Source organism: Rhodococcus sp. IEGM 1366 (assembly GCF_033142425.1).
In the GTDB taxonomy this organism is placed as follows: Bacteria; Actinomycetota; Actinomycetes; order Mycobacteriales; family Mycobacteriaceae; genus Rhodococcus_F; species Rhodococcus_F globerula.
In genome coordinates this window covers 362,372-384,261 of record NZ_JAWLRZ010000001.1, presented here as the reverse complement: position 1 = coordinate 384,261, position 21,890 = coordinate 362,372, and the positions used below count along the sequence as shown (strand labels likewise).

General features: G+C 62.0%; 22 protein-coding genes. 8 read left to right on the top strand and 14 right to left on the bottom strand.

The features are described 5' to 3' along the window. Positions 1-3: 3 nt before the first annotated feature. Entirely contained in the window at positions 4-867 is an 864-nt protein-coding gene (locus R4P64_RS01915; protein ID WP_317819046.1) for a patatin-like phospholipase family protein, read from the top strand. Then, on the top strand, positions 864-1,718 hold the full coding sequence (locus R4P64_RS01910; RefSeq protein ID WP_317819044.1) for an LLM class flavin-dependent oxidoreductase: 855 nt from the start codon (positions 864-866) through the stop codon (positions 1,716-1,718). Before R4P64_RS01915 ends, R4P64_RS01910 begins: the two co-directional genes overlap by 4 nt. A gap of 1 nt (position 1,719) precedes the next feature. On the opposite strand, the gene R4P64_RS01905 is transcribed toward R4P64_RS01910, so the two are convergent. From R4P64_RS01905 to R4P64_RS01875, 7 genes are all read right to left on the bottom strand, one after another. Beyond that, complete coding sequence (locus R4P64_RS01905) at positions 1,720-2,730, bottom strand: GntG family PLP-dependent aldolase (RefSeq protein WP_317819042.1); 1,011 nt, start codon at positions 2,728-2,730, stop codon at positions 1,720-1,722. 58 nt (positions 2,731-2,788) lie between these two features. Continuing rightward, positions 2,789-4,210, bottom strand: a complete 1,422-nt coding sequence (locus R4P64_RS01900; protein WP_317543232.1) for a DUF2252 domain-containing protein — start codon at positions 4,208-4,210, stop codon at positions 2,789-2,791. A gap of 80 nt (positions 4,211-4,290) precedes the next feature. Next, complete coding sequence (locus R4P64_RS01895; RefSeq protein WP_317543230.1) at positions 4,291-4,614, bottom strand: DUF6292 family protein; 324 nt, start codon at positions 4,612-4,614, stop codon at positions 4,291-4,293. Positions 4,615-4,971: 357 nt separating this feature from the next. Continuing rightward, positions 4,972-5,454, bottom strand: a complete 483-nt coding sequence (locus tag R4P64_RS01890) for an acyl-CoA thioesterase (protein ID WP_372472416.1) — start codon at positions 5,452-5,454, stop codon at positions 4,972-4,974. 229 nt (positions 5,455-5,683) lie between these two features. Further along, positions 5,684-6,208, bottom strand: coding sequence for a hypothetical protein (locus R4P64_RS01885; RefSeq protein WP_317819039.1), 525 nt, complete (start codon positions 6,206-6,208; stop codon positions 5,684-5,686). Positions 6,209-6,377: 169 nt separating this feature from the next. Further along, entirely contained in the window at positions 6,378-7,220 is an 843-nt protein-coding gene (locus R4P64_RS01880; protein WP_317819038.1) for an alpha/beta hydrolase family protein, read from the bottom strand. Between the two features lie 115 nt (positions 7,221-7,335). Continuing rightward, the gene (locus R4P64_RS01875) at positions 7,336-7,623 is read right to left on the bottom strand and encodes a hypothetical protein (protein WP_317819037.1); all 288 of its coding nucleotides are present in this window, start codon (positions 7,621-7,623) and stop codon (positions 7,336-7,338) included. A gap of 141 nt (positions 7,624-7,764) precedes the next feature. On the opposite strand from R4P64_RS01875, the gene R4P64_RS01870 reads away from it, so the two are divergent. Beyond that, the gene (locus tag R4P64_RS01870) at positions 7,765-7,899 is read left to right on the top strand and encodes a hypothetical protein (RefSeq protein ID WP_267951914.1); all 135 of its coding nucleotides are present in this window, start codon (positions 7,765-7,767) and stop codon (positions 7,897-7,899) included. 15 nt (positions 7,900-7,914) lie between these two features. On the opposite strand, the gene R4P64_RS01865 is transcribed toward R4P64_RS01870, so the two are convergent. Continuing rightward, positions 7,915-8,568: a nucleoside/nucleotide kinase family protein gene (locus R4P64_RS01865; RefSeq protein WP_233366289.1), complete on the bottom strand. Its 654-nt coding sequence runs from the start codon at positions 8,566-8,568 to the stop codon at positions 7,915-7,917. 273 nt (positions 8,569-8,841) lie between these two features. Here R4P64_RS01865 and R4P64_RS01860 point away from each other — a divergent pair, with 273 nt between their 5' ends. The 3 genes from R4P64_RS01860 to R4P64_RS01850 all read left to right on the top strand — a co-directional run bounded on the left by R4P64_RS01860 (position 8,842) and on the right by R4P64_RS01850 (position 13,549). After that, the gene (locus R4P64_RS01860) at positions 8,842-10,551 is read left to right on the top strand and encodes a pentapeptide repeat-containing protein (protein WP_317819035.1); all 1,710 of its coding nucleotides are present in this window, start codon (positions 8,842-8,844) and stop codon (positions 10,549-10,551) included. Positions 10,552-10,757: 206 nt separating this feature from the next. Continuing rightward, complete coding sequence (locus R4P64_RS01855; RefSeq protein WP_317819034.1) at positions 10,758-12,311, top strand: acetyl-CoA hydrolase/transferase family protein; 1,554 nt, start codon at positions 10,758-10,760, stop codon at positions 12,309-12,311. 26 nt (positions 12,312-12,337) lie between these two features. Beyond that, the gene (locus tag R4P64_RS01850) at positions 12,338-13,549 is read left to right on the top strand and encodes a helix-turn-helix domain-containing protein (protein WP_317819033.1); all 1,212 of its coding nucleotides are present in this window, start codon (positions 12,338-12,340) and stop codon (positions 13,547-13,549) included. 6 nt (positions 13,550-13,555) lie between these two features. On the opposite strand, the gene R4P64_RS01845 is transcribed toward R4P64_RS01850, so the two are convergent. Then, entirely contained in the window at positions 13,556-13,903 is a 348-nt protein-coding gene (locus R4P64_RS01845) for a hypothetical protein (protein WP_045066763.1), read from the bottom strand. Positions 13,904-14,140: 237 nt separating this feature from the next. Here R4P64_RS01845 and R4P64_RS01840 point away from each other — a divergent pair, with 237 nt between their 5' ends. Then, positions 14,141-15,226 (top strand): TerC family protein, encoded by a 1,086-nt coding sequence (locus R4P64_RS01840; protein WP_045065552.1) that lies wholly within the window; start codon positions 14,141-14,143, stop codon positions 15,224-15,226. 293 nt (positions 15,227-15,519) lie between these two features. Further along, positions 15,520-16,101 (top strand): PadR family transcriptional regulator, encoded by a 582-nt coding sequence (locus R4P64_RS01835; RefSeq protein ID WP_080711699.1) that lies wholly within the window; start codon positions 15,520-15,522, stop codon positions 16,099-16,101. Positions 16,102-16,170: 69 nt separating this feature from the next. On the opposite strand, the gene R4P64_RS01830 is transcribed toward R4P64_RS01835, so the two are convergent. From R4P64_RS01830 to R4P64_RS01810, 5 genes are all read right to left on the bottom strand, one after another. After that, positions 16,171-16,518 carry a hypothetical protein gene (locus tag R4P64_RS01830; protein ID WP_317819031.1) on the bottom strand — a complete coding sequence of 116 codons (348 nt, stop codon included), beginning with the start codon at positions 16,516-16,518 and terminating at the stop codon, positions 16,171-16,173. A 45-nt stretch (positions 16,519-16,563) separates the two neighbouring features. After that, positions 16,564-18,075: an MFS transporter gene (locus tag R4P64_RS01825; RefSeq protein WP_317819029.1), complete on the bottom strand. Its 1,512-nt coding sequence runs from the start codon at positions 18,073-18,075 to the stop codon at positions 16,564-16,566. A 120-nt stretch (positions 18,076-18,195) separates the two neighbouring features. Beyond that, positions 18,196-19,305: an NAD(P)-dependent alcohol dehydrogenase gene (locus tag R4P64_RS01820; RefSeq protein WP_317819028.1), complete on the bottom strand. Its 1,110-nt coding sequence runs from the start codon at positions 19,303-19,305 to the stop codon at positions 18,196-18,198. 23 nt (positions 19,306-19,328) lie between these two features. After that, the gene (locus tag R4P64_RS01815) at positions 19,329-20,792 is read right to left on the bottom strand and encodes an aldehyde dehydrogenase family protein (protein WP_317819027.1); all 1,464 of its coding nucleotides are present in this window, start codon (positions 20,790-20,792) and stop codon (positions 19,329-19,331) included. Positions 20,793-20,885: 93 nt separating this feature from the next. After that, positions 20,886-21,776: a LysR family transcriptional regulator gene (locus tag R4P64_RS01810; protein WP_045065541.1), complete on the bottom strand. Its 891-nt coding sequence runs from the start codon at positions 21,774-21,776 to the stop codon at positions 20,886-20,888. Positions 21,777-21,890: the final 114 nt, after the last annotated feature.

Here is a 21,890-nt window from a genome sequence, read left to right as displayed (position 1 = left end):
GAGGTGGACGGCGTGAAATTGGGATTGGTACTGGCCGGTGGCGGCGTTGCGGGAATCGCCTGGGAAACAGGCTTTCTACTGGGCGTTCAGGACAATTCGGCGGACGCCGCCGCAGCGCTGCTGGCAGCTGACGTGTTGATCGGCACTTCTGCAGGTTCCACCGTGACCGCTCAGATCGCGGGCGGCGCGACACTGCAGGAACTTTTCGATGCACAAACAGCGGAGCCGACGGGGGAGATCGATCCGAAGGTCGATGTCGAAGTGCTCGGTCAGATGTTCGTCGACGCGATCGCAGGTTCCGCGGATCGGCCCGAACAACTCCGGCTTCTCGGTGAGGCCGCGATGAGCGCGGACACCGTAGAGCCATCCTTGCGTCGTGCGGTCATCGAGGCGAGGCTGCGCAATCGGGCGTGGCCCGACCGAGAGTTGCGCATCCCGGCAATCAATGCAGAGACCGGTGAGTTGACGGTGTTCGGCAAAGCAGCCGGTGTGGATCTGATCGATGCAGTCGGGGCGAGTTGCGCCGTCCCCGGTGTGTGGCCGACGGTCACGATCGACGGGCGCCGATACATGGATGGCGGAATGGCGAGCGGATCGAACGTTCATCTGGCCGCCGACTGCGGTGTGGTCGTTGTTCTTTCACCCGCCGCCGACCCTGCCCCGAATCTGCTGGGCGGGAGTCTGCGAGAGGAAATCGACGCAATGACACAGTCGCGCGTGCTGCCGATCTTCGCGGACGACGCGGTCGTCGAGGCGATCGGAACGAACTCCCTCTCGCCGGCAACCAGGCGCCCGGCAGCTGAACTCGGCCGCGAACAGGGCCGCCGAACTGCTGACGAGATCGCTGCGTTCCTGGTGACGGCATGAGCGCCGCACGGATTGCCGTGGTCCTGCGTCCGGAGCAGTCGCCGGAGGATCTGATCCAGCTTGCCAAATATGCCGACGAAGTCGGTATCGACGAAATCTGGTTGTGGGAGGACTGCTTCTGCGGTGGAGGAATAGCTACTGCTGCAACTGTATTGGTTGTAACCACGCGGATGGGAGTGGCCATCGGTGTGCTGCCCACGCCCATGCGCAACACCGCGATCACGGCTATGGAGATTTCGGCGCTGGCCAGAATTCATCCGAATCGACTACGGGTTGGCTTCGGCCACGGTGTTCAGAGTTGGATGCGGCAGATCGGCGCCAAGGTCGAATCGCCGTTGACCCTCCTCCGAGAGCAGTTCGGAGCACTCGAGCGGTTACTACGCGGTGATTCGGTGACGGTATCCGGTCGATACGTGAATCTCACGGACGTCACGCTGGCGTGGCCGCCGGAGAAGGTGCCACAGTTGCTCGTCGGCGCCACGGGGCCAAAGACCTTGGCGCTCAGTGGTGAGTTGGCGCAGGGCACCGTGCTCTCGGGTGGGACGACCCCGGAAGGCGTCCGCCGGGCGATCGCTCATATCGGAGCGCAGGATCTCGAGGTGGTCGTTTACGTCATCTGTGCATTTGGTTCCAGCGGTCGTGAGCGCGCCCTTGCCGAGGCCGCAGCGTCAGGGTGCGAGTCGCCGGCGGATGCGATTGCCGTGGGTACAACGGCGGAGGTCGCGGAGGCTGCGCAACGGTGGGCAGACGCGGGCGCAACCACCGTGGTACTCCAACCGACCGTTGACGAGCCGGACGTCCGTGAGTTCATTCGCCTTGTCGCGCAGGAGGTTCAACCGCTGATGGTGTAGCTCAGGCGGTTAGTCGGGACAGAACCTCGTCGATGTCGGCAGTGCTCACGTCTCGATGTGTCACGAACCGAACCTTCCCGGCGACGGTGACGGCACCGACGTCGGCAGCGGCCAGCTGAGCAACGGTGGCCGATGGATCGGCTGTGGCGGCGAGAACGATGTTGGTGGCGGGTTCGTCGACAGCCCAACCGCGTTCACGAAGGCCTGACGCGAGGCGCTGCGCATTGTCGTGATCGTCGGACAGTCGGGCCTGCGAGCGCAAGGCCACGATGCCGGCCGCGGCAAGCACCCCGCCCTGACGAACGCCGCCGCCGAGCATCTTGCGGATCCTTCGGGCTTCGGTGATCAATTCGGGTGATGCGGCCAGAATCGAGCCGACCGGCGCACCGAGTCCCTTGCTCAGGCACACCTGGACGGTATCGGCGCCGGAGGTCAGTTGGGTCAGTGAAATATCCAGTGCGGCAGCGGCATTCCAGAGTCGGGCGCCGTCGAGGTGAACATTCAGACCGCGCGAACGGGCTGCCTCGACCAGCGCCGCCCATTCGGCCGGATTCATGACGGCGCCACCCGCGAAATTGTGGGTGTTCTCTAGACAGAGCAACGTGGTGTTCAACGTGAAATACGGACCGGGGGAGCCTGCGGCCTTCAGAACCGTCTCGGGGCTGGGTCGTCCGGGCCCTCCGTCGTGCGGCAGCGCCACCGGCATGCCCTGGGCGAGCCAGGCAGCGGTGCCCAACTCGGACCCCAGGACGTGGGAGTGCTCCGGCGCCAGGAACTGATCACCACGGCGGAGGTGCAGCATCAGCGCAATCAGGTTGCCCATAGATCCGCTCGGCACCCACAAGGCGGCCGGAAAGCCCAGAGTATGTGCGACCTCTTCCTCGAGCGCCGCCATGGTCGGGTCGTGATCGAGGACGTCGTCACCGACCTCGGCGTCAGCCATCGCCTTCCGCATCTCCGCATCAGGCTTGGTGACGGTATCCGAGCGTAGGTCGATGTACGACGAAGTCATGACTCATTCGATCAAGTCGCGTGATCCGGCGTCAAACTGCAGAGTCGGACGTGAGGGATCAGATTCCCGGCTCCGCGGCGATCGTGCCGGCGGATACTGCTCGGCACAGGGCGTCGTGGTCGCGTTCGGTTTGATCTGCGTAGAGCCGAGCGAACCGAGTGAGGGCGGTGTCCACCACGTCCGAAGTTCCCAGATAACCGGAAATCAATGACGCGCCACTGGTGCGCGCGTGACCCTTCGCGAGCAGTCGGCCGCAGATCGCGACGTAATCGGTCAGCGCCGCAGCATCGATATTGTTCAGATCCACCGAACCTTTCATGTTCCGGAACTGACGGACGTAGTACTGACGGTCGTCGACGGTGCACCAACCGAGCAGTGGATCGCTGACCGTCTGGAGAGCCTGCTGGTATTCCGCGACACGTCGTCCTTGGTGATCGTGCCAGGCCGAGTCGCCGTGCACGAACGGCGCAACAACGGATCGGCGAGCCTGTTTGAGCTGCAGAAATATGACGTCGTCAGGGATGCTCCCTTCGCACAGTGCGACGTAGGCTCGCAGTGCGACGCTTCCAACTCCGACGACCCGGTGCGCCACGTCGATGACGTTGTATCCCGAGACCACTCGACGCCAGTGCGGTGCAAGGGTTTCGAGATATTCGTCGAGGCCTTCCAAGAGGAAGTTGGTGTCCTGTGGGGTGAGTCGTGTTGTGAGCGGCGGGTTCTCGAGTAGTTGTCGTCGTCCGTGATCTTCGACGGTGAATCGGGGAACCGCGTGATCGCTGGTACGTCGGCGGGCGCGTTCCGCTGCGCGTTGGATCTCGGCGAGCAAGCCTGGATCGGTGACGTGGTCGGTCAGCCCGTCGAGATCGACTCGGTCGAAGGAACGATCGAACAGTGGACGCTCGGACAGCTTTGCCAGGTGGAGGCGATACGCGGACACACACGAGGTTGTCGCTGTCTCGCATTGAGATTCGGTGAGGCCGTTCTGTCGACCGGCCACCCAGATGCTCGCAGCCAACCTACGCAGGTCCCATTCCCAGGGGCCGGGATGTGCTTCGTCGAAATCGTTGAGGTCTATGACAAGTTCGCGTTCCGGGGATCCGTAGAACCCGAAGTTTCCGACGTGGGCGTCACCGCAGATGACCGGTGTGATGCCGGTGGCCGGGAGCGCCGCCATGTCCTCGGCCATCAGTCCGGCAGTGCCGCGGAGGAATCCGTACGGTGAAGCGACCATGCGCCCCACACGAATCGGCACCAACCAGTCGAGTCTTCCCTCGTGGGCAGTGTTGACCTGATCGACCGGGTCACGTCGGTTCGGTGGTGGCGTCCAATCGCCGAGTGACGACCGTGCCACTCGTTTACGTAGACTCTTTCCGATCTTGCGCCGCTCACTGCGAGGGGTTTGACGCGCGCGCAGGGTCGCCCTGGCGTCCGGTTCGTTCTCGAGAGCCAACTGACCGGCAGGCCTGCTCAGCGGGTCCATGTCGGGCTCTCTTTCGTCGGGCGTGCGAAACTCGCGCTCGATCTTATGCCCGCTGGACTGAGCGCCGCGCGACGAGTTCCTTAACTACTCGCCTGGGCAATCAACTCGACGACGCGGTCGGCGCACAGTTCCGGATCTGGCATTCTCCCGATGCCGAGGCATTCGACGACAGTGAACGACGCATCCGGCGTGTCTTCCACACCGAGCGCCCACCCGAAGTAGTGGTTCCAGGCGAGTACGGCTCGGTGGCCGCTGTGCTGCGGAATCTCGTTGCCAAGCACAAGCACCGCGTCGAACGCCGGCCCGTCGAACCAGATGACCGATTCGGCAAAGGCGGAGGTGGCGACCGCGATTACGTACCTATGACAAGTGGATTCGCTCGGAATGGCGGTGTGTGCACGCATGCTCGCTCCTCCGGCTCGGTGGTGATCGGAGAGTTCCCCCTTGGTGCCGCTGAAGAAACGCCGTGCAGATTACGTCCCGGCCACAGATTTACGACGCAGGCGATGCCCGAGATGTTTTTTGGGCTTCGCCGTTGTCGTGGGTGGCCGCGGAAATGAGTAGACGGTGAACTTTCGGCCGCCCGCGTACCCGCCCATGTAGTCGATTTGGCTCGTCATACCCGCTCTGGCACTGCGGTATTGAGTCAAAGTAGCGGTTACGTTCCGATGTGAATCGGGGCCGTGTGTTGTCGTCTTCACCAGCGTCGCCGATGAGTGCGAACCCGTTACCTACGGGGTCGGTGACGGTTGGCGAGAAGCTCAGTCGTCATGTTCGGGCGTTAGGTCCCGAACTGCGGCTCGTATGGACTGTTCACGAAGCTCGTTCTCTCTGCGAAGCTCACGGCGCCTACGCCCCGCCTCGAATCGTTGCCTCGCAATTGTTCCGGTTGGTCGGAGTTGGGGTACCTCAGCTGGTTTTCCGTCGCTGCCCATTGCCACCATCGTGAAGTAGCAACTGTTGGTATGTCGAGATTTTCCGAGAAGAATGTCTTCGGTTTCGACCCGTATTCCGATTTCCATCGAGGTGCGCCCGGTGTAATTGACGGAAGCGGTGAAGGTGACGAGTTCTCCGACATGCACCGGTTCGCGGAACACGACACGATCCACAGACAGGGTCACGACGTACGTCTGGGCGTATCGACTCGCGCACGCGTATGCAACCTGGTCGAGGAACTTCAGAATCGTTCCGCCGTGCACGTTGCCCGAGAAGTTGGACATGTCCGGCGTCATGAGGACGGTCATGGACAGGGTTTGTTTTGCCGCGTGGTGCGATGCTTGCTTCAATGCAGACAGGGAGTTCGATTCAGACATCGAGTGGGCCTCTTGGGGTCGGTGGACGGTGAAGAGACCGTATCCGGCAAAGAGGGTTACTCGCGCGTACGAGGAGCGCGGTATCGGAGTTAAACACGAAGCTGGGGCAGTACACGATTTCCGTGTACTGCCCCAGCTGTCGTTTCAGGTCAGTTGTCTCTCAGGCGCCGACGAGATGGCGATGAAAGTGATCGCTCCGTCGATGGGCCTGGCTGAGATTCCTGATCTCGCGAAGCCAGAAGTGAGACGCCAGCGCATTATTGCTGCCGTAGCCTGTGCCGGACGTGTCTTCGTCGATCAAGGCGACAAGCGCCTTGATCAGGCTGGTCACCTTGAGGTTATTGGTCTGAGAATGTCGGACCAGCAGGTCGGCGGCCTCGTCGGTGGTGCAGCGGTAGAGCGTGCAGACGATTTCTAGTGCACGTGCACGGAGACGGCCCGAAGTAGTCGGGACGCGGAGTCCGTTTGTCGTGACACTGTCGGTCGTGTTGTCGGGATGAATCATGGTGTTGTACAAGGTATTCCTTTGAACCGCACGAGTTTTGGACCCGGGCGGTATGTAGCGCATGTTGATACTGGTGCAGTCGGTACGCGATTGGCGGCGGGCTCCGTCGGAGCCTTCGGCCTGGTCAACAATCTGCGGGACTGATGAAAGTGCGTAGTGATCAAAGGCGCGGATTTGCACCGAACTGGAAGTCTTGCCCCTGGAACGAGTTTTGGAACTGTCGTTCCGGGCGAAGCGACCGGCTGCCTGACTGACGGCTGCCCTCTGATAACCCCACCGTACGTCATGGTGTCGGTTTCAGCTAATCCTTTTCCGGGCGATCATGCTCACAGTAGGTGGTTTCACCTGCTCAAGGGGTATTTACGTGATCGATTATTGCTTGCTTGGTGGTAGCCCAGGCTGCGGATTCGGTGTTGGTGAATTCGCCGTGGCCGACGCCGGGAAGTTCGATCAGGTCGACGCGATCACCGGCCGCGCGGGCGGCGTCGGCATAGCGTCGGCTCTGCTCGATCGAGACCACCCGGTCAGCTTGCCCGTGCAGTGCAGTGACCGGGATGCCGATGGGAAGATGTTCGATCGGCGAGGCAACACGGTATCGATCCGGGTAGTCGGACGGCATGCCGCCCAGAAGATTTCGAACAAATCGATCCTTGCCGGCTGTGGCCGCGAGTTCCATGTCGAAGACACCGGCCATAACGGTGGCTGATCGAATGGACACTGTGAGAGCAGGTTCGGGCGCGTCGATACCTTGGCTAGGTCGGGATGCTGCCCAGGCTGCGAGTTGGCCGCCGGCTGAGTAGCCGACTACGTGCACGCGGCCCAGATCCAGTCTTCCGGAAGCCTTTTCCTGCACAGCGTCGGCCAAGGCGTTTGTTGCCGTGACTGTGTCCGAGAGAGTGGTCGGCCATCCGCCGTGCCCGCCCACGCGCCGATACTCGATGTTCCACACGGCAATTCCGTAGGGCGTCAACGATCGTGCCCACGCGCCCGCGTAGTCGAGGTTGCTTTTCTGAGCCCATCCGCCACCGTGAATGAGGACCACCACGGGTAGTGAATCGCCGTCGCCCGGAGGTAGATACAAATCCCCGAACGTGTCCGTGTCGGCGGCATAGGAAATGCGGACAGGGGCTACGGATCGGTCGGTGCCCGCCGCGCTGGAAACGGAAATAACTAGAGTGGACAGGCAGACCAATGCAACCGCGACATACCGAAGCAGCCGGTTGGCGGAGCGGTGCGCGATGGCCGGATTCCTCTCGTCACGCTGGGGCGATTGTCGTAAATGGGAGTCTATCTACGACAAGTGAATTTCAGGTGCCTACGGCTCGGTCCGTGCTGGCTCTGATGCGGAGTTCGCTCCGGGTGTGACCATGAGGGCTGGGTTCGTCGCCGTTGATCAGGGCGAGCAGCGCCTTGACCGCGACTTCTGCCTGTTCGTCGGGAAAAAATCCACCGCCGCTATCGGCGGATCCGAAATCGTGATGGGCCGGCTCCTCGCTGTCCTGTGCAATGAGAATGTCCCGGGGAATCGACAGGCCCAGGTCGAGTGCGGCTCGGGCGGCCGCCGGAGCGCAGCCGAGACCGCATGCCCCGGACATGGCTCCACTCGACATAGGCGTTTGTCGTCGCACGGGGCCATTCGGAATCGGGGCCGGGCCCCAGGACGAGGATATTAGTTGCGCCCTGTTCTGTGAGGTGGTTCAACAGCGTCTCGGTGGTCGAGACCAGATCCGGGCACCATGGGTTCATCCGAGACCGATCTCAACATCATCGACAGCGTTGTCACAGTTGCCGGCGGAATCGCCGCGATCTTTGCGGGTATCGCCGGTGCTGCCGGACTTGCAGCGTTTTTCGGCACTGGAGGAGGATCATAGGTCCGCAAACTCCCATCACGGGCACTCTGACGGCTCGATCCTGACAATCAGGTCCGCCCGCACCCGAACTGCCTCGATAGCAACGGCATTCGGTTGATCCACCGTGTGTACCCATGCCGCAGCCGCTTCGGAACTCCTTCCGAAGCGGCTGTGTCGTGTCACCAGTCTTTCCGTGCGAGTTTCTTCCGGAACGTCGAGATACCACACGGCGTCGAGTGACGCGCGGACGTCGGGCCAGGCTCCGGTCTCGAAGAGAAGGTAGTTGCCTTCCGTGACAATCAGCGGAGTCTCCGGGGCGACAGGCACCGCGCTGCCGATGGATTCGTCGATCTCGCGATCGAAGATCGGCCCGTAGATCGTGCTGTCCTGCATTCGAAGTCGACGTAGTAGTGCCGCGTACCCGTCGGCGTCGAACGTGTCGGGGGCGCCCTTGCGATCGCGCCTGCCTAGCCTGTCGAGTTCCCGATTGGCGAGATGGAAGCCGTCCATCTCGACGATGGCGCATCGAGAACCCAGCTTTCGCGCGATGGTCTGGGATGCCGTCGATTTTCCGGCTCCAGGTGCTCCCGTGATGCCGAGGACGTACCGACGGTTGTCGGCAATCAGTGAAGCAGCGCGTGAGGCAAGCTGGTCGAGCGTCAGCGAGACGGTCGGCGGTGAGGTCCTCACGTGTTGCTCCATTCGGTCGGGATGTCGGTTTCAGAAGACGGCTGCACGATGCCTTTGATTGCGCTTCGGCCCATTGTCCAACGGCGGATGATCTTCGACTGGTTATCTGAACTCGCCCCTCGGTTGGGCGTTTCCGGCCACTTAGTACCCGAGGCCTAAAGTGGCCACTCTTTTTGGGTGTTTCATGCCCTGATATCCGTTACGTTTTCCAGGTGGTTACTGCTGTGGTGCCATGCCGCACGGTGCGGGGACCCAGAGTGTGAAGGCCGATAGATGACGATTCTCAATTCTCGCTCTGGGCGGACTCGTCCTCGTTGCGGTCGCATTGTCGCTGCGTTCGGTGGTGTTGTTCTCGCAACGGCCTCGCTCGTGACTGCTGGTGCCGGCTTCGCTGCCGCCGAAACAGTCGCTGAAACCCTCAACCGTGCATGCGTCCGCTATGTCCCGAACCCCGATCCTGTTGAAGGCATAGTGTCCGACTGCGCCGGCGCGAACCTACAGAAGGCGAACCTGGCCGGCGCGAACCTGATCGGTGCGGACCTGGCCGGTGCGACACTGACAAACGCAATCCTGACCGCCGCGGACTTGAGCTACGCGACACTGGAGCAGGCCAACCTGACCGACGCGGATCTGACCGGCGCGGACGTGAGCGACGCGCAAATGACGGGTGTGAACCTGACCCGCGCGATCCTGATCGACGCATCCTTGAGCAACACTTTCATGAGCTACGGAACCCTGACCGACGCGAACCTGACCGGCGCGAACATGTACGGCGCAAATGTGTGGGAGGCCGATCTGACCAGAGCGAACCTGACCGAGGTGTATCTGTACTCCGCCACGATGGTCCTCGCGAACCTGACTGACGCGGACCTGACCGACGCAGACCTGAGCTTTTCGTATCTGTACGGCGCGAACCTGACCGGAACGAGAGCAATACCCTCGGATGTTCAGGTGACCGCCTCGTCACCTGCCGATGCTGCCGTCACAATTCCCTCACCCCTGGGCGTTCGGGGAGTGGGGCTCGGCGAATGCACCCGACCGACCGATATTGCGGTCTCGATCGGCACCCCGACCACCTTCCCCGTCGGAACTACAACCGTCACGTGCACCGCCGGAAACACCCTTGCGTCCGGTTCGGGGACCGTTACGGTCACCGTCAACCCGTATACCGCAGCTCCCGGGTTCGCCGCCTCCGCGCCCGTCACGTTGTCGGGGACTGTGGGCACCGAACTCCCACATACCTTCACCGCCACCGGAACACCCGCCCCGCAGATCACCGTCACCGTCGGGGCCCTTCCCGACGGCCTCACCCTGACCTCCGCCGGTGTCCTGACCGGAGCACCTACCGCCCCCGGACCGATCAACTTCACCATCACCGCCGACAACGGCGTCGGAACTCCGGCCACGTTGCAGGTCAACGGAACCATCACCGCCGCAACGCAAACCCCGGCCCAGATCATCGCCGGCGCGTGCGGGAACTACGTCGCCAACCCCACCGCCGGCAACTCCACCGACTGCTCCGGAAAAAACCTCGCCGGAACGGACCTCGCCGGCGTCAACCTGACCGGCGCAAACCTGACCGGAACGGATCTCGCGGGCACGAACCTGACCGGCGCGGACCTCTACCACGCGGATCTGACCGGCGCAGACCTCACCGGCGCGAACCTCACCGGGGTGACCCTGACAGGTGCGAACCTGACCGGTACATCGGCACTACCGTCCGACATCACCGTCCCCGCCACATCCAATGACGGCGCCCCCGCAACTTGGGCGGTTCCCGCGATGCCCACCGGGCTGACTTTCGGCACCTGCACTCCCGCCTCCGGAACCGTGTTTCCGGTCGGGGCCACCTCCGTCACCTGCACCGTCACCAGCGTGAGCGGCGACGTCCTGACAACAGGTACAGGTACCTTCACCGTCACTACGACACCGGTCGTCGACCCACCCGTCACCGGATCCCTCGGCTCGATCTTCGGTAGCTGACCTTCCCGGCCGAACGCACTCGATCGGTACGCACATGCTCAACGACGTTGTCCGTCAACTCTTTCGTGGGGTCGGAGGGCAATGTGGTTTCGCGGACTGTGGGTACGGGCCGCGTCGACTATCGATCGCGGCCATATCACGTTGAAACAAATCTGTCTCGGTAATCCGAATATTTGACCTTGGCAGGCTGTGTTTATCCTGTTGGCGTGACTTCCTCATTGGGTGAGCCCGGGCACACAACGGCCCCCGGACGTATTCGCAGCACAGCTTTTGCTTCCAAAGTGATGTCCGCAGCGGAAGCGGTGAAGTTCATTCACCCCGGCGATACCGTCGCGATCAGCGGTTTTGCCAGCGCCGGCACACCCAAGGTCATCGTTCCTGCCCTGGCGGAGCGGATTCACCACACCCGCGGGGAGGGGTCGAACTTCACGATCAACCTCCTGACCGGCGCCTCGGTCTCCACCGAGACCGAGCGCCTACTCGCCGAGGTCGACGGCATCGCGTTGCGCATGCCGTATCAGTCCGAGGCGACAGCCCGTAAGCGGATCAACGACGGCCGGATGGACTACGTGGACATCCACCTGTCGCACGTTGCCCAGCAGGTCTGGGAGGGCTACTACGGCAAGGTCGACGTGGCAGTTGTCGAGGTCGCCGGAATCACCGCGTCGGGTGAGCTGATCCCCGCCGCGTCGATCGGCAACAACAAAACGTGGCTCGATGTTGCCGACAGAGTCATTCTCGAGGTCAATTCGTGGGTGCCCGAGGCTATGGAAGGCATGCATGACGTGTACTACGGCACTGCCCTCCCTCCTCACCGCAAGCCGCTCGAGATCATTCGTGTCGAGGACCGGATCGGTCAGACGACGTTCCGGGTCGACCCCGCCAAGGTAGTTGCCGTCGTCGAGACCAACTGCCGCGACAGTGCGAGCCCCCTGTCTGCACCCGACGCCGTCAGCGAGGCGATCGCCGGTCACGTCCTGGAGTTCTTCGATTTCGAGGTGCGTGCCGGTCGCATGCCCGCCGATACGCTGCTGCCACTGCAAGCCGGCATCGGCAACGTCGCCAACGCGGTGCTCGGCGGCCTCGACCGCGGATCGTACAAAGGCCTGACCTGCTACTCCGAGGTCATCCAGGACGGGATGCTCAAGCTGATCAAGGACGGAACCGTCGCGCATGCGTCGTCGACGGCTTTGGCGCTCACCGAAGAAGGCATCGAAGAACTGACCGCGAACGTCGATTTCTATCGCGAACACATCACGTTGCGTCCGCAGGAGATCAGCAACCATCCCGAGGTGATCCGCCGGCTCGGCGTCATCGCGATGAACGGCATGCTCGAGGCCGATATCTACGGCAACGTGAACTCGACCCACGTCATGGGCACGAAGATCATGAACGGAATCGGCGGTTCCGGCGACTTCACGCGCAACGGCTACGTCTCGATGTTCCTGAGCCCGTCGACAGCTCGGGGTGGCGCGATTTCTGCGATCGTCCCGATGGTGCCGCACGTCGACCACACCGAACACGACACCCAGGTGCTTGTCACGGAGCAAGGCCTGGCTGATCTGCGTGGGCTGTCGCCGCGACGTCGTGCCCGCCTGGTCATCGACAAGTGTGCGCACCCCGAATTCCGTCCGCTGCTGCATGACTATGTCGCCCGCGCCGACGCACAGCCGGGCGCGGGTCAGACTCCGCACATCCTGGGCGAGGCTTTCTCGTTCCATCAGCGCTACATCGATACGGGCTCGATGCATCTGTCCTGACACCCGCGCAGTGAGAGAATGCGGGAGTGAACGGAACCGGTGTACCCGCAGATGTGCTTCGACGGGTTGCAGTAGGGGGAGCAGACGACGCCGGTGGATTGCCGATCGAACTTCTCGGCGATTTCCTCGATGTGATCAGTTCAGCCGTCTGTGACGGTAAACCGCTGCAGCGGAGGCAACTTCACCGATTCCGGGGCCGTGGTGAGGACGCGGCCGAGCAAGGTGTTGCGTTACGTGCGTTGCTTGATCTGTACCTCTCGTCTGCCTGGCGCCTGTGGCGTGAGCTTCCCGCTGTCATTGCAGCGCAATCGGATCCGAACGCGGTAGTGGCAGCCGGTGAGGTGATGCTCCGGGCTGTCGACGACGCCGTCGCGGAACTGACGGAGGGGTTTCAGCTGGCGCAGCGCTCGCTCGTGCGTTCGCAAGTATCCGCGCGCCGCGAATTCGTGGACGATTTGTTGACCGGTGGCGCCGATGTTGTCGGATTGCTCGCTCGCGCTTCGAGTTTCGGGTTGCATTTGTCCGGACCGCATTCGGTGGCAGTCGTGACCGCTGCGCGTGAATTCACCGACGACAATCCTCTGGTCGGCGCTGTCGAGCGTGCAGTGCTCGGTAGTAAAGGTGATGCCGACGCGCTGGTCGCCAGCAAGAGCGGCAAACTCGTCATCGTGTTTGCGGCGCCGGATCGAGATGCAATCGACCATGTGCTTCGCGGAATTCGGTTGGCTCTCGAATCTGGGACCGACGGCGCCGGACGCGTTCAGTTGCAACGACGCGCCATGGACGTGGCCTGGCAGATTGCGGTCGGACGACCGCGTACCACGGCCGCCGGTGTGGTGGCGTCGTACCGCGAAGCGCTCGACGCACTCGATCTCGCACAGCGGTTGTCGCTCGAGTCGCCGGTAATCGACGCGCGGGATCTGTTGGTCTATCGCGTGCTGGTCAACGACAGGCCGGCGGTCACCGACCTGATTCAGACTCTCCTCACGCCGCTGCTCGAAGCACGTGGGGGAGCAGAGCCGATGGTGGATACGCTGCTCGCCTACTTCGCCGCGGGAGGGAACACGGCAAAGACGGCCCGGGATCTGCACCTGTCGGTACGGGCGGTGACCTACCGGTTGGATCGCATTCGCGAGCTCACCGGCCAGAACGTGAATGATCCCGGCGACGCTTTTGCTCTGCACGCGGCGGTGCTCGGGGCCAAGCTTCTCGATTGGCCCCGAACTCCACTCGCCTGACTGCTCTCAGCTGATGTCGGGCAACCCGGGGAGCGAATAGCCTGATTCGTCGTCCCAGTCGACGGGCGTGTCGTCGAGCGAGACATCCCACTGCGCGTTCGGCAAGGCGCGCCTGAGTTCAGTCAGTGCGTTGAACCAGTACACGAGGGACGGGATGATTTCCGTTTCGTCGTTCGAGATCTTGGTGGACCCGTTCAGGACCGTGTTCGGGATATCCGAGTCGTACAAGTCGAGGACTTCGGCGTCGAAGGGGAACTCGTCGTTGTGCACGGCGATCAGACGGTCGATTTCCGTCCTCTCGTCGGCCGACAACGGTTCAGGGCGAACGGCGGAGTAGTACAACGAGGTGCTCATGCTTGCCAGGCTAGAACACTCGGACAGATTGCCGACATGCATAATCGCCCCAAGATTGCCGTAATCCGGCAATTTCAGCAGGAAAAGTCGTCGACAAATAGACCGTGATGGTTTGAAGTCGGCAAGGAAAACTGGTGAAGACGGTGAAACGGCCGTCGTGATCGAAGTAATCGTCTTCCAGGCAAAGGAGAATCCCGTGACTGAAGTTAACCGTGGCAGTCGGGTAGGTGATCGGCGATGACGGTTCCCGTGTGGGCATGGGCCGCGTTTGCCGCCGTTATCGTCATCATGCTGCTGATCGACCTGCTTGCCCACCGCGGCGCGCACGTCATCGGATTCAAGGAAGCCGCCAGGTGGAGTGCACTCTGGGTCGGTTTGTCGCTGGTGTTCGCGGTGGTTGTCACCGTGACCTTGGGGGTGGACTCAGGTGTCGAATTCACCACGGCCTGGCTGCTGGAGAAGAGCCTCTCCGTTGACAACCTGTTTGTTTTCGCCCTGATCTTCGGTTACTTCAAGGTGCCGCGTGAGTACCAGCACCGCGTGCTGTTCTTCGGTGTCATCGGCGCCCTGATCTTCCGCGGTATCTTCCTCGCCGCTGGTGTCGCGATCGTCAGTAAGTTCACGGCGGTGCTGTTCGTGTTTGCCGCGATCCTGCTCTACAGCGCTTACAAACTCCTCAAGGACGAGGACGAAAGCTTCGACCCCGGTACGTCGTTCGCGGTTCGCATGTTGCGCAAGATCATGCCGGTTCAGGACGAGTACGCCGGCACCAAGTTCTTCGTGAAGGAAGCCGGAAAGCGCATCGCAACACCGCTGTTCGCGGTTGTCGTAGCCATCGAAGCGGCCGACCTCGTGTTTGCCGTCGACAGTGTCCCGGCAGTTCTGGCAGTGAGCGACGACCCGTTCATCGTGTACTCCAGCAACGCTTTTGCGATCCTGGGTCTGCGTGCCCTGTACTTCCTGCTCTCGGGACTACTCGAGAAGTTCCACTACCTGTCCAAGGGACTGTCGATCATCCTCGCCTTCATCGGCGTGAAGCTGATCATGCAGGCCGGTCACAAGGTGATCAGCACATCCATCCCCGAGATTCCGTCACTGGTAAGCCTCGCCGTGATCATCGTGGTGCTGGCAGGCTCGATCATCTTGAGCCTCAAGAAGCCGTTGCCGGAAAAGCCTGATGCAGAAGAGGTCGTGTCAGGTGACACACCGGTCGAGCTCGAGAAGGCGAGCGGTGATGCCGGCGCCCGGGATTCCGGCATCGAGCTCGCAGCCGGCGAGCGGGACGACGATGACGACAAGGTGGATGCCCGTAGTAGGAGCTGATACCGACTGACCGAGAATGAAAGGGAGACCGCACTGTCTGCGGTCTCCCTTTCTCTGCCCGACCTCAGGGTCCAGGGAATTTGTTTGTGGAGTGACCTGAGGCGGAACAGCATTTATCCGTGGTGTATCCGAACTGCGATTGCGGCTTTAGCTGTTAGCACAATAGAGAAATCAGTCCATTCGGTGAGGAAGTCGGCGTCAGGTGATTGACATCTTGTTAGTCTGGCCCGGTGCCTGATCCCGCGACCACGTGTTATCCAGCATTGCCCGCGACAAGTTGGGCAGTGCTGGGAATGCTCACATTCGGTGAAGAACTCAGTGGTAGCGACCTGAAGAAGTGGGCTGATTGGAGCATTGGATTCTATTACTGGAGTCCTTCGGTAAGCCAAATTTACGCCGAGTTGAAGAAGCTGGAAGCACTGGGATTTGTTCGTTCGCGGGAGATTTCCGAATCGGGGCAGCGGAACCGACGAGTCTTCGAGATAACCGAATCCGGTATCGAGGTCGTCAGATTATGGTCACGCGAATCGCCGATCGAAACACCTGTCCTCAAACATGGCGTGATGTTGAGACTGTGGGTGGGTCACCTGAATGACCCCGATCAACTCAAAGCGATAGTGCTGGATCACATTTGTAATCTTCAGGCGAAGAAGCTCGAGGCAATAGAACATGCCGATCATTCCGAGAACGAACCAGGCTGGGCATTTACCCAGATGAGTTTGCGATGGGTAGGCCGCCATTTTCAGGCGGAGATCGACCTCGCCTCCCAATTGCTCGATGATATCGATGAGGCCGCAGCTCGAATTGCGCAAGGAGACATCGATGCTTTCGGCTTGCCCCGCCCCGTACGCGGCGGCAGGTGGAAGGAGATCTGAGCGCGACGCGTTCCGTCTGACTGCTATTCCGATTTGTCATCGAATTGAAGATGCACGACTCTCGTGACGTTATACATCGGCCAGTGGCGCGACGTCGTCGGCTGCAGCGGCCATGGTGCGACTACGCTCGGAGATGAGTGGATCCATTGCATCCCACCATTGCTTCAGGCTGGAGTCACCGCGGCTCAGGCGAGTCATTGCCCACCAACCGGTGGTTCCGTCGACGGTCCAGGTGATCGTCACGACGTTGGGTTCGCTGTCGGACCACAACGGCGGACTGACCAGTATGTTGTCGAGCGTCAGGCCGCGACGACTGGCACCAGGCAGGTAGCCGGCACGGAATTCGTCGACAAACTTCTTCCCACATCCGCGATTCGTGACGATCCGGTCGACCACGTAGAGCGTCTCGCCTGCCATGCCCGCAGGCTACGGTGTACCTAATCCTCTGCGGTACTTTCGATCTCACCTAGCGGGAGGTTGCTCCGGGGTGGCACGTTGCTCCGAAGCCGCAAGGGAACGCGGCGGGCGCAGACCCAGCCACCCCACCAGGCCCACCAGTACGAAGGCGACGGCGGCGGTCGAAAACGTGACAGTGAAAGCGGATTCACTGGGCATCGCAGGTACTCCTTCGGGGAGATTCGCGATTGTCATCGACGCCAGAATCGTCGTCACCACTGCGCTGCCGATGGCACTGCCGGTGGAACGTGAGATCGAGTTGATGCCGTTGGCGATGCCGCTCTGATGATGTGGCACGTTGGACATGATGATGGCGGGCATGGCTGCATAACCGAGGCTGAGGGCGGCGCCGATCACCATGCCTGCACCGATAACCGATGCGGTGTGCGTGTGGTCGAACGCCAGCCACGCGAACGGCAATGCCCCCAGGACCGCGGTGAGCCCCAGGACGAAGCGTGGCCCACGCAGCCTGATGAGTCGACCGCCGATCGGGGCGGCGATCAGCGAAACTATCGCGCCTGGCAGCAAGAATTCGACCGAAGCACGCAGAATGCTCGCGTCGAACCCGTAGCCGGTGAGATCGCGGGGAAGTTGGGCGAGATACGAGACCCCGAGGAAGTTTGCGAACATGCCGAAGCCCACCACGACGCCGGCAAGATTTGCCATCATCACCGGGCGGTGGACGAACATCCGCATGTCGACCAGCGGTTCGTCGACGATCTTCTCGATCCACACCCAGACTGCGAACATCACGGTCGAGGCCAAGAAAACGCCGATCGTCAAGGGTGAGCGCCAACCCCATTGGTGGCCTTGAGAAATCGACAGCAGAAGCAGAAGTAGTGCCGCTCCCAGACTCAGCGCACCGATGAGGTCTACACGACCACCGCTTTTGTGTGTGGTGGGCGGGACCAGGGTGATGACGGCAATCAAGGCCAGCACCGCGAATCCCGTGGCCATCCAGAAGGCGTTGCGGTAGTCGGCGTCCGGGCCGGACGTGAGAAGGCCGGTAGCGACCAACGCGAGCCCACTGCCGAACGCGAGAGTTCCGCTGACCAAGGCCATCGCACCGGGAAGCCTGTGCGGCCGTAGCTCTTCGCGCAAGACCGAGAGCGCGAGCGGGAATATCGCGGTTGCAGTTCCCTGAAGAACCCGACCGAGAATGAGCAGCGGCAGATTGTGTGCCAGCGCGGCGACGATCGAACCGATCACCATGACGACAAGAACGCCGACCAGTGTGCGTTTCTTGCCATGCTGATCCCCGTAGCGGCCTAGCAGCGGGGTGAAAACCGCCGCAGACAGCAGCGTCGCCGTTGTCACCCAACTGACGCCGGCGGTCGAGACTCCCAGGTCGGATTGGATCCGCCCGAGAATCGGAACCGGCAACGTCTGCATCATCGAGACGATCATCGCGGCCAAGCTCAGGGCCGCGATGATCACCGCTTCTCGGCGCGGAGAGGGTGCGATGGATTCGACTGCGAAGTTCGCGGCAGCAGTGTTCGTCGTAGCGGTATTCGTCAATGGGTCCTTCTCGGGAACTACAAGAGAAATGTATTTAATGTGGCGAAGTAAATTTCTCTGGATGGTAGGTCCGGGGAATTGATCCCGTCAACGGTTGTGTTCACCGAAGCTCACTGGGAATCAGTCGAACAGCAACACCGGCTTGAGCACACTGCCGTTCTTGATGCCCTCAGCGGCTTCGTTGATCTGATCGAACCGGTAGTGCTTCACCAGCTTTTCCAAGGGGAAACGCCCCTGCTCGATCAGCGACACCAGCGACGGCAGAAATACCTGCGGCACCGCGTCGCCCTCCGTGACACCGATAAACTTGCGGCCGTTGAGCAGGTAATTTACGTCCACCGCCACAGTGGTTCCGGCTGCGGGAGCGCCGATGGCAGCGACGGTACCCAGCGGAGCGAGGCATTCGATCGCAGTCGCAAGTACCGCGACGTTGCCGGTGGCGTCGATGGCGTAGTCGATGCCTAGACCGCCGCTGATCCGGTCCAGTTCCGCTGCGGCATCGACGTCCTTCGAATTGATCACATCGGTGGCGCCGAGTTCGCGTGCCAGGTCGAGGCGAGACGGCACGATGTCGATCGCGAAAATGCGCTCCGCACCCGTCAGCTTCGCAGCCATGACTGCCGCCATACCCACTGCTCCGACACCGAAGATTGCGATGGTCGAGCCGGATTCCGGCTTCAGGATGTTGAGTACCGCTCCTGCACCGGTCTGGATGCCGCATCCGAGCGGAGCGAGTAGACCGAGATCCGCGGTGTCGGAGACCTTCGTGACGCCGCGCTCGTCGGCAAGGGCATATGTGGAGAACGACGATTGAGCAAAGAAGTGGCCATTCACGTCTTCGCCGCCTCGCGAGATCGTGGCAGTGCCGTCGGCTCGACTACCGCCGATAAGGTTGCGCGGCAAGAACTCCTGGCAATACGCGGGGTGTGCTGTGCGGCAGTTTCGGCACGTTCCACAACTGGTGAAGGACAGCAGGACCTTGTCGCCGGGCTTGACCGAGGTGACGGCGTTGCCCACTTCTTCGACGATGCCCGCTCCCTCGTGGCCCAGAACGCCGGGTAACGGGAAGGGAATGTGGCCGGCTTGAACGCCGAGGTCGGTGCCGCACACACCCGCGGCCACGATGCGGACCAGAACCTCGTCCGCCCGTGGCGTGTCCAGTGTGACGTCGCCGAGGGTGAACGGGTCGCCGATCTTGTCGACGACCGCGGCGCGCGCTGTTTGGGACATGTTGTGCTCCTGAGAAATTCGGATCAGAAGGGGTAGACGGGCAATGTGCTCTGCGCCGTTACCCACTGTGTTTCGGTGAACGCATCGAGGTTGGCGCCGATGCCACCGACGCGACCCCCGTTGCCGGAGGACGCCATGCCGCCGAAGGGAATGACAGCCTCGTCGCCGACAGTCTGATCGTTGATGTGCACGAGGCCTGTCGGGATCTGCTGGGCGATTTCGAGCCCACGCATGGCGTCGGCGGTCAGAATGCCCAGGGACAGGCCGTACTCGGAGTTGTTGGCGATGGCGATCGCCTGGTCGACGCTCGCGAAGGACGTCACCGGGGCGACGGGCCCGAACACCTCGTCGGCAAAGGCGGGGGCTGTGAGTGGCGTATCGGCCAGGACTGTCGGTCGGTAGAAGAGGTCTTCGTAGGTTCCGCCTGCGGCCAGTTTTGCTCCGGCGGCAATGCTTTCGGTGACGAGCGAGTGGATGTGGTCGCGCTGTTTGGCGTCGATGATGGGGCCGAGCGCTACCTGGCCGGTGAAGGGGTCGCCGACGGGAAGTTTCTCGGCGTGCTCGGCGAGGAGAGCGGTGTAATCGCCGACGATGCTCTCGTGCACCAATTGGCGGCCGGTCGTCATGCAGATCTGTCCCTGGTGCATGAATGAGCCGAAAGCGCCTACCGACACTGCCTTTTCGAGGTCGACATCGTCCATCACGATCAGGGCGTTGTTGCCGCCTAGTTCGAGATGGGCGCGCTTGAGATGACGTCCCGCCAGTTCGCCGACTGCCCGGCCGGCGCGAGTCGATCCGGTGAAGGCGATGACGCGGATGCTCGGATGAACCACGATGGCCTCACCCGCGTCGGCGCCACCAGGCAGCATGCTGAACACGCCGGCGGGCAAGCCGGCTTCTTCGAAGATGCGGGCGAGGACCACGCCGCCACAGATTGCGGTGCGCGGATCTGGCTTGAGGATCACCGCATTGCCCAGTGCGAGGGCGGGTGCAACCGCGCGGATGGCCAGGATGATCGGAAAGTTGAAAGGCGCGATGACGCCGACAGTTCCGACGGGGACGCGCCGCGAGAAGCTGAGGCGAGGCTGTTCCGAACACAGAACCTCCCCGACGGGGTGGGCGGCCAGGGCAGCTGCGTTGTAGCACTCCTCAGCGGCGGTGTGGGTTTCCAGCCCGGCCTTGGCCGGAATGCTGCCGGCCTCACGGATTACCCACTCACCGATTTCGTCGGTGTACTGCTCGAACAGGTGACCCGCGCGGCGCAAAACGGCTGCTCGCTCGGTGTACGGCCGTGCTGCCCAGTCTTTCTGGGCCGCGGCGGCCCTCGAGGCTGCGGCAGCGACGTCGTCAGGCGTGGCCATGCCGACGGTGCTGAGCTGATTACCTGTTGCGGGTTCGACAACTATGCGATCTGCGGCCCCGCCGGCGATCCATTCTCCGGCAAAGATCTTCGATTCCCAGACCGGTTCGGTCATCAAACTCGTCATGGTCGCTCCTTGAAAAAGGGGATGCGCCGCTCGGCCGCATCACATGGTTACTCACCACGCTGCTCTGCCGAGGAACTGATGACCACCCAACTTTCACTCAGTGAAAGACGGGTTCATGGAATCTTTGAGTGCCTGAATCAGATCGTTGAATTCCGGCACATGTGTGGCGCCGCTGCGGGTCACGCCGGAAACAGGGATTCGCAAGCGCCCGTGAGCTTCTCGCATGAAGCTGATTCCGGCGCGCGGGGATTCGCCGGCGGTGATCGAGTACAGGAGGGTCCAGGCCTTTGGGTTCGTGATGACGTCGAGCGTGGCAGTGTGATCGCTCGGAATTGCCGGACCCAACTGCACTCGACGCCCGATTTCCCGGAACGCGTCTTCCACGACCTGGTGAATCAAAACCTGGCTTTGGCGAGGTGGCAGCAGTAGCGGATAGGCGGCGAGATCATTCAGATCGACGCTCTGCTGGCCGGCCAATGGGTGGCGACTCGACATGACGATCAGCAGATCTTCGACGCCGAGGTCGATAGGCTCGAGCCCGGGGCGGTCGACGCTGCCGCGAATAAGCGCAATGTCTGCATCGCCCGACGCCACTGCGTCCATTCGGTGCGCAAAGCTCTTGATCACGAACTCCACGTCGAGGTCCGGATGTCGTTCGCGCACATGGGCAATTGCATCGAGTGTCTGACCGGCAAAACTCATGTTTCCCGTGATGCGGATGCGTGCGCTGGGATCGCGTGCCACCGAGTACGCCATGGTTTCGAGACTGAGAACCTGCTGGGCGATCGGCACCAACCGCGAGCCTGCCGGTGACAGGTGCACCGCCCGGGTGGACCGCTCGAAGAGCGTCGCGCCGAGTTCCTTTTCCAGTCGCGCGACCTGATGGCTGATGGCGGATTGGGAGATGAAGCACCGTTCGGCAGCACGGCTGAAGCTCAGCTCCTCGCTGACAACGAGGAAATACTTGAGTTGGCGAAAGTCCATACCGACATCCTACTTATGAGCAAAACAGATAACAGTCTTGCGAATGCTGCAGCTAGCTGGACTGAGCCTATGACCGTTCCATACGGTAATAGTCATACTTTCAATTTGGTTTAG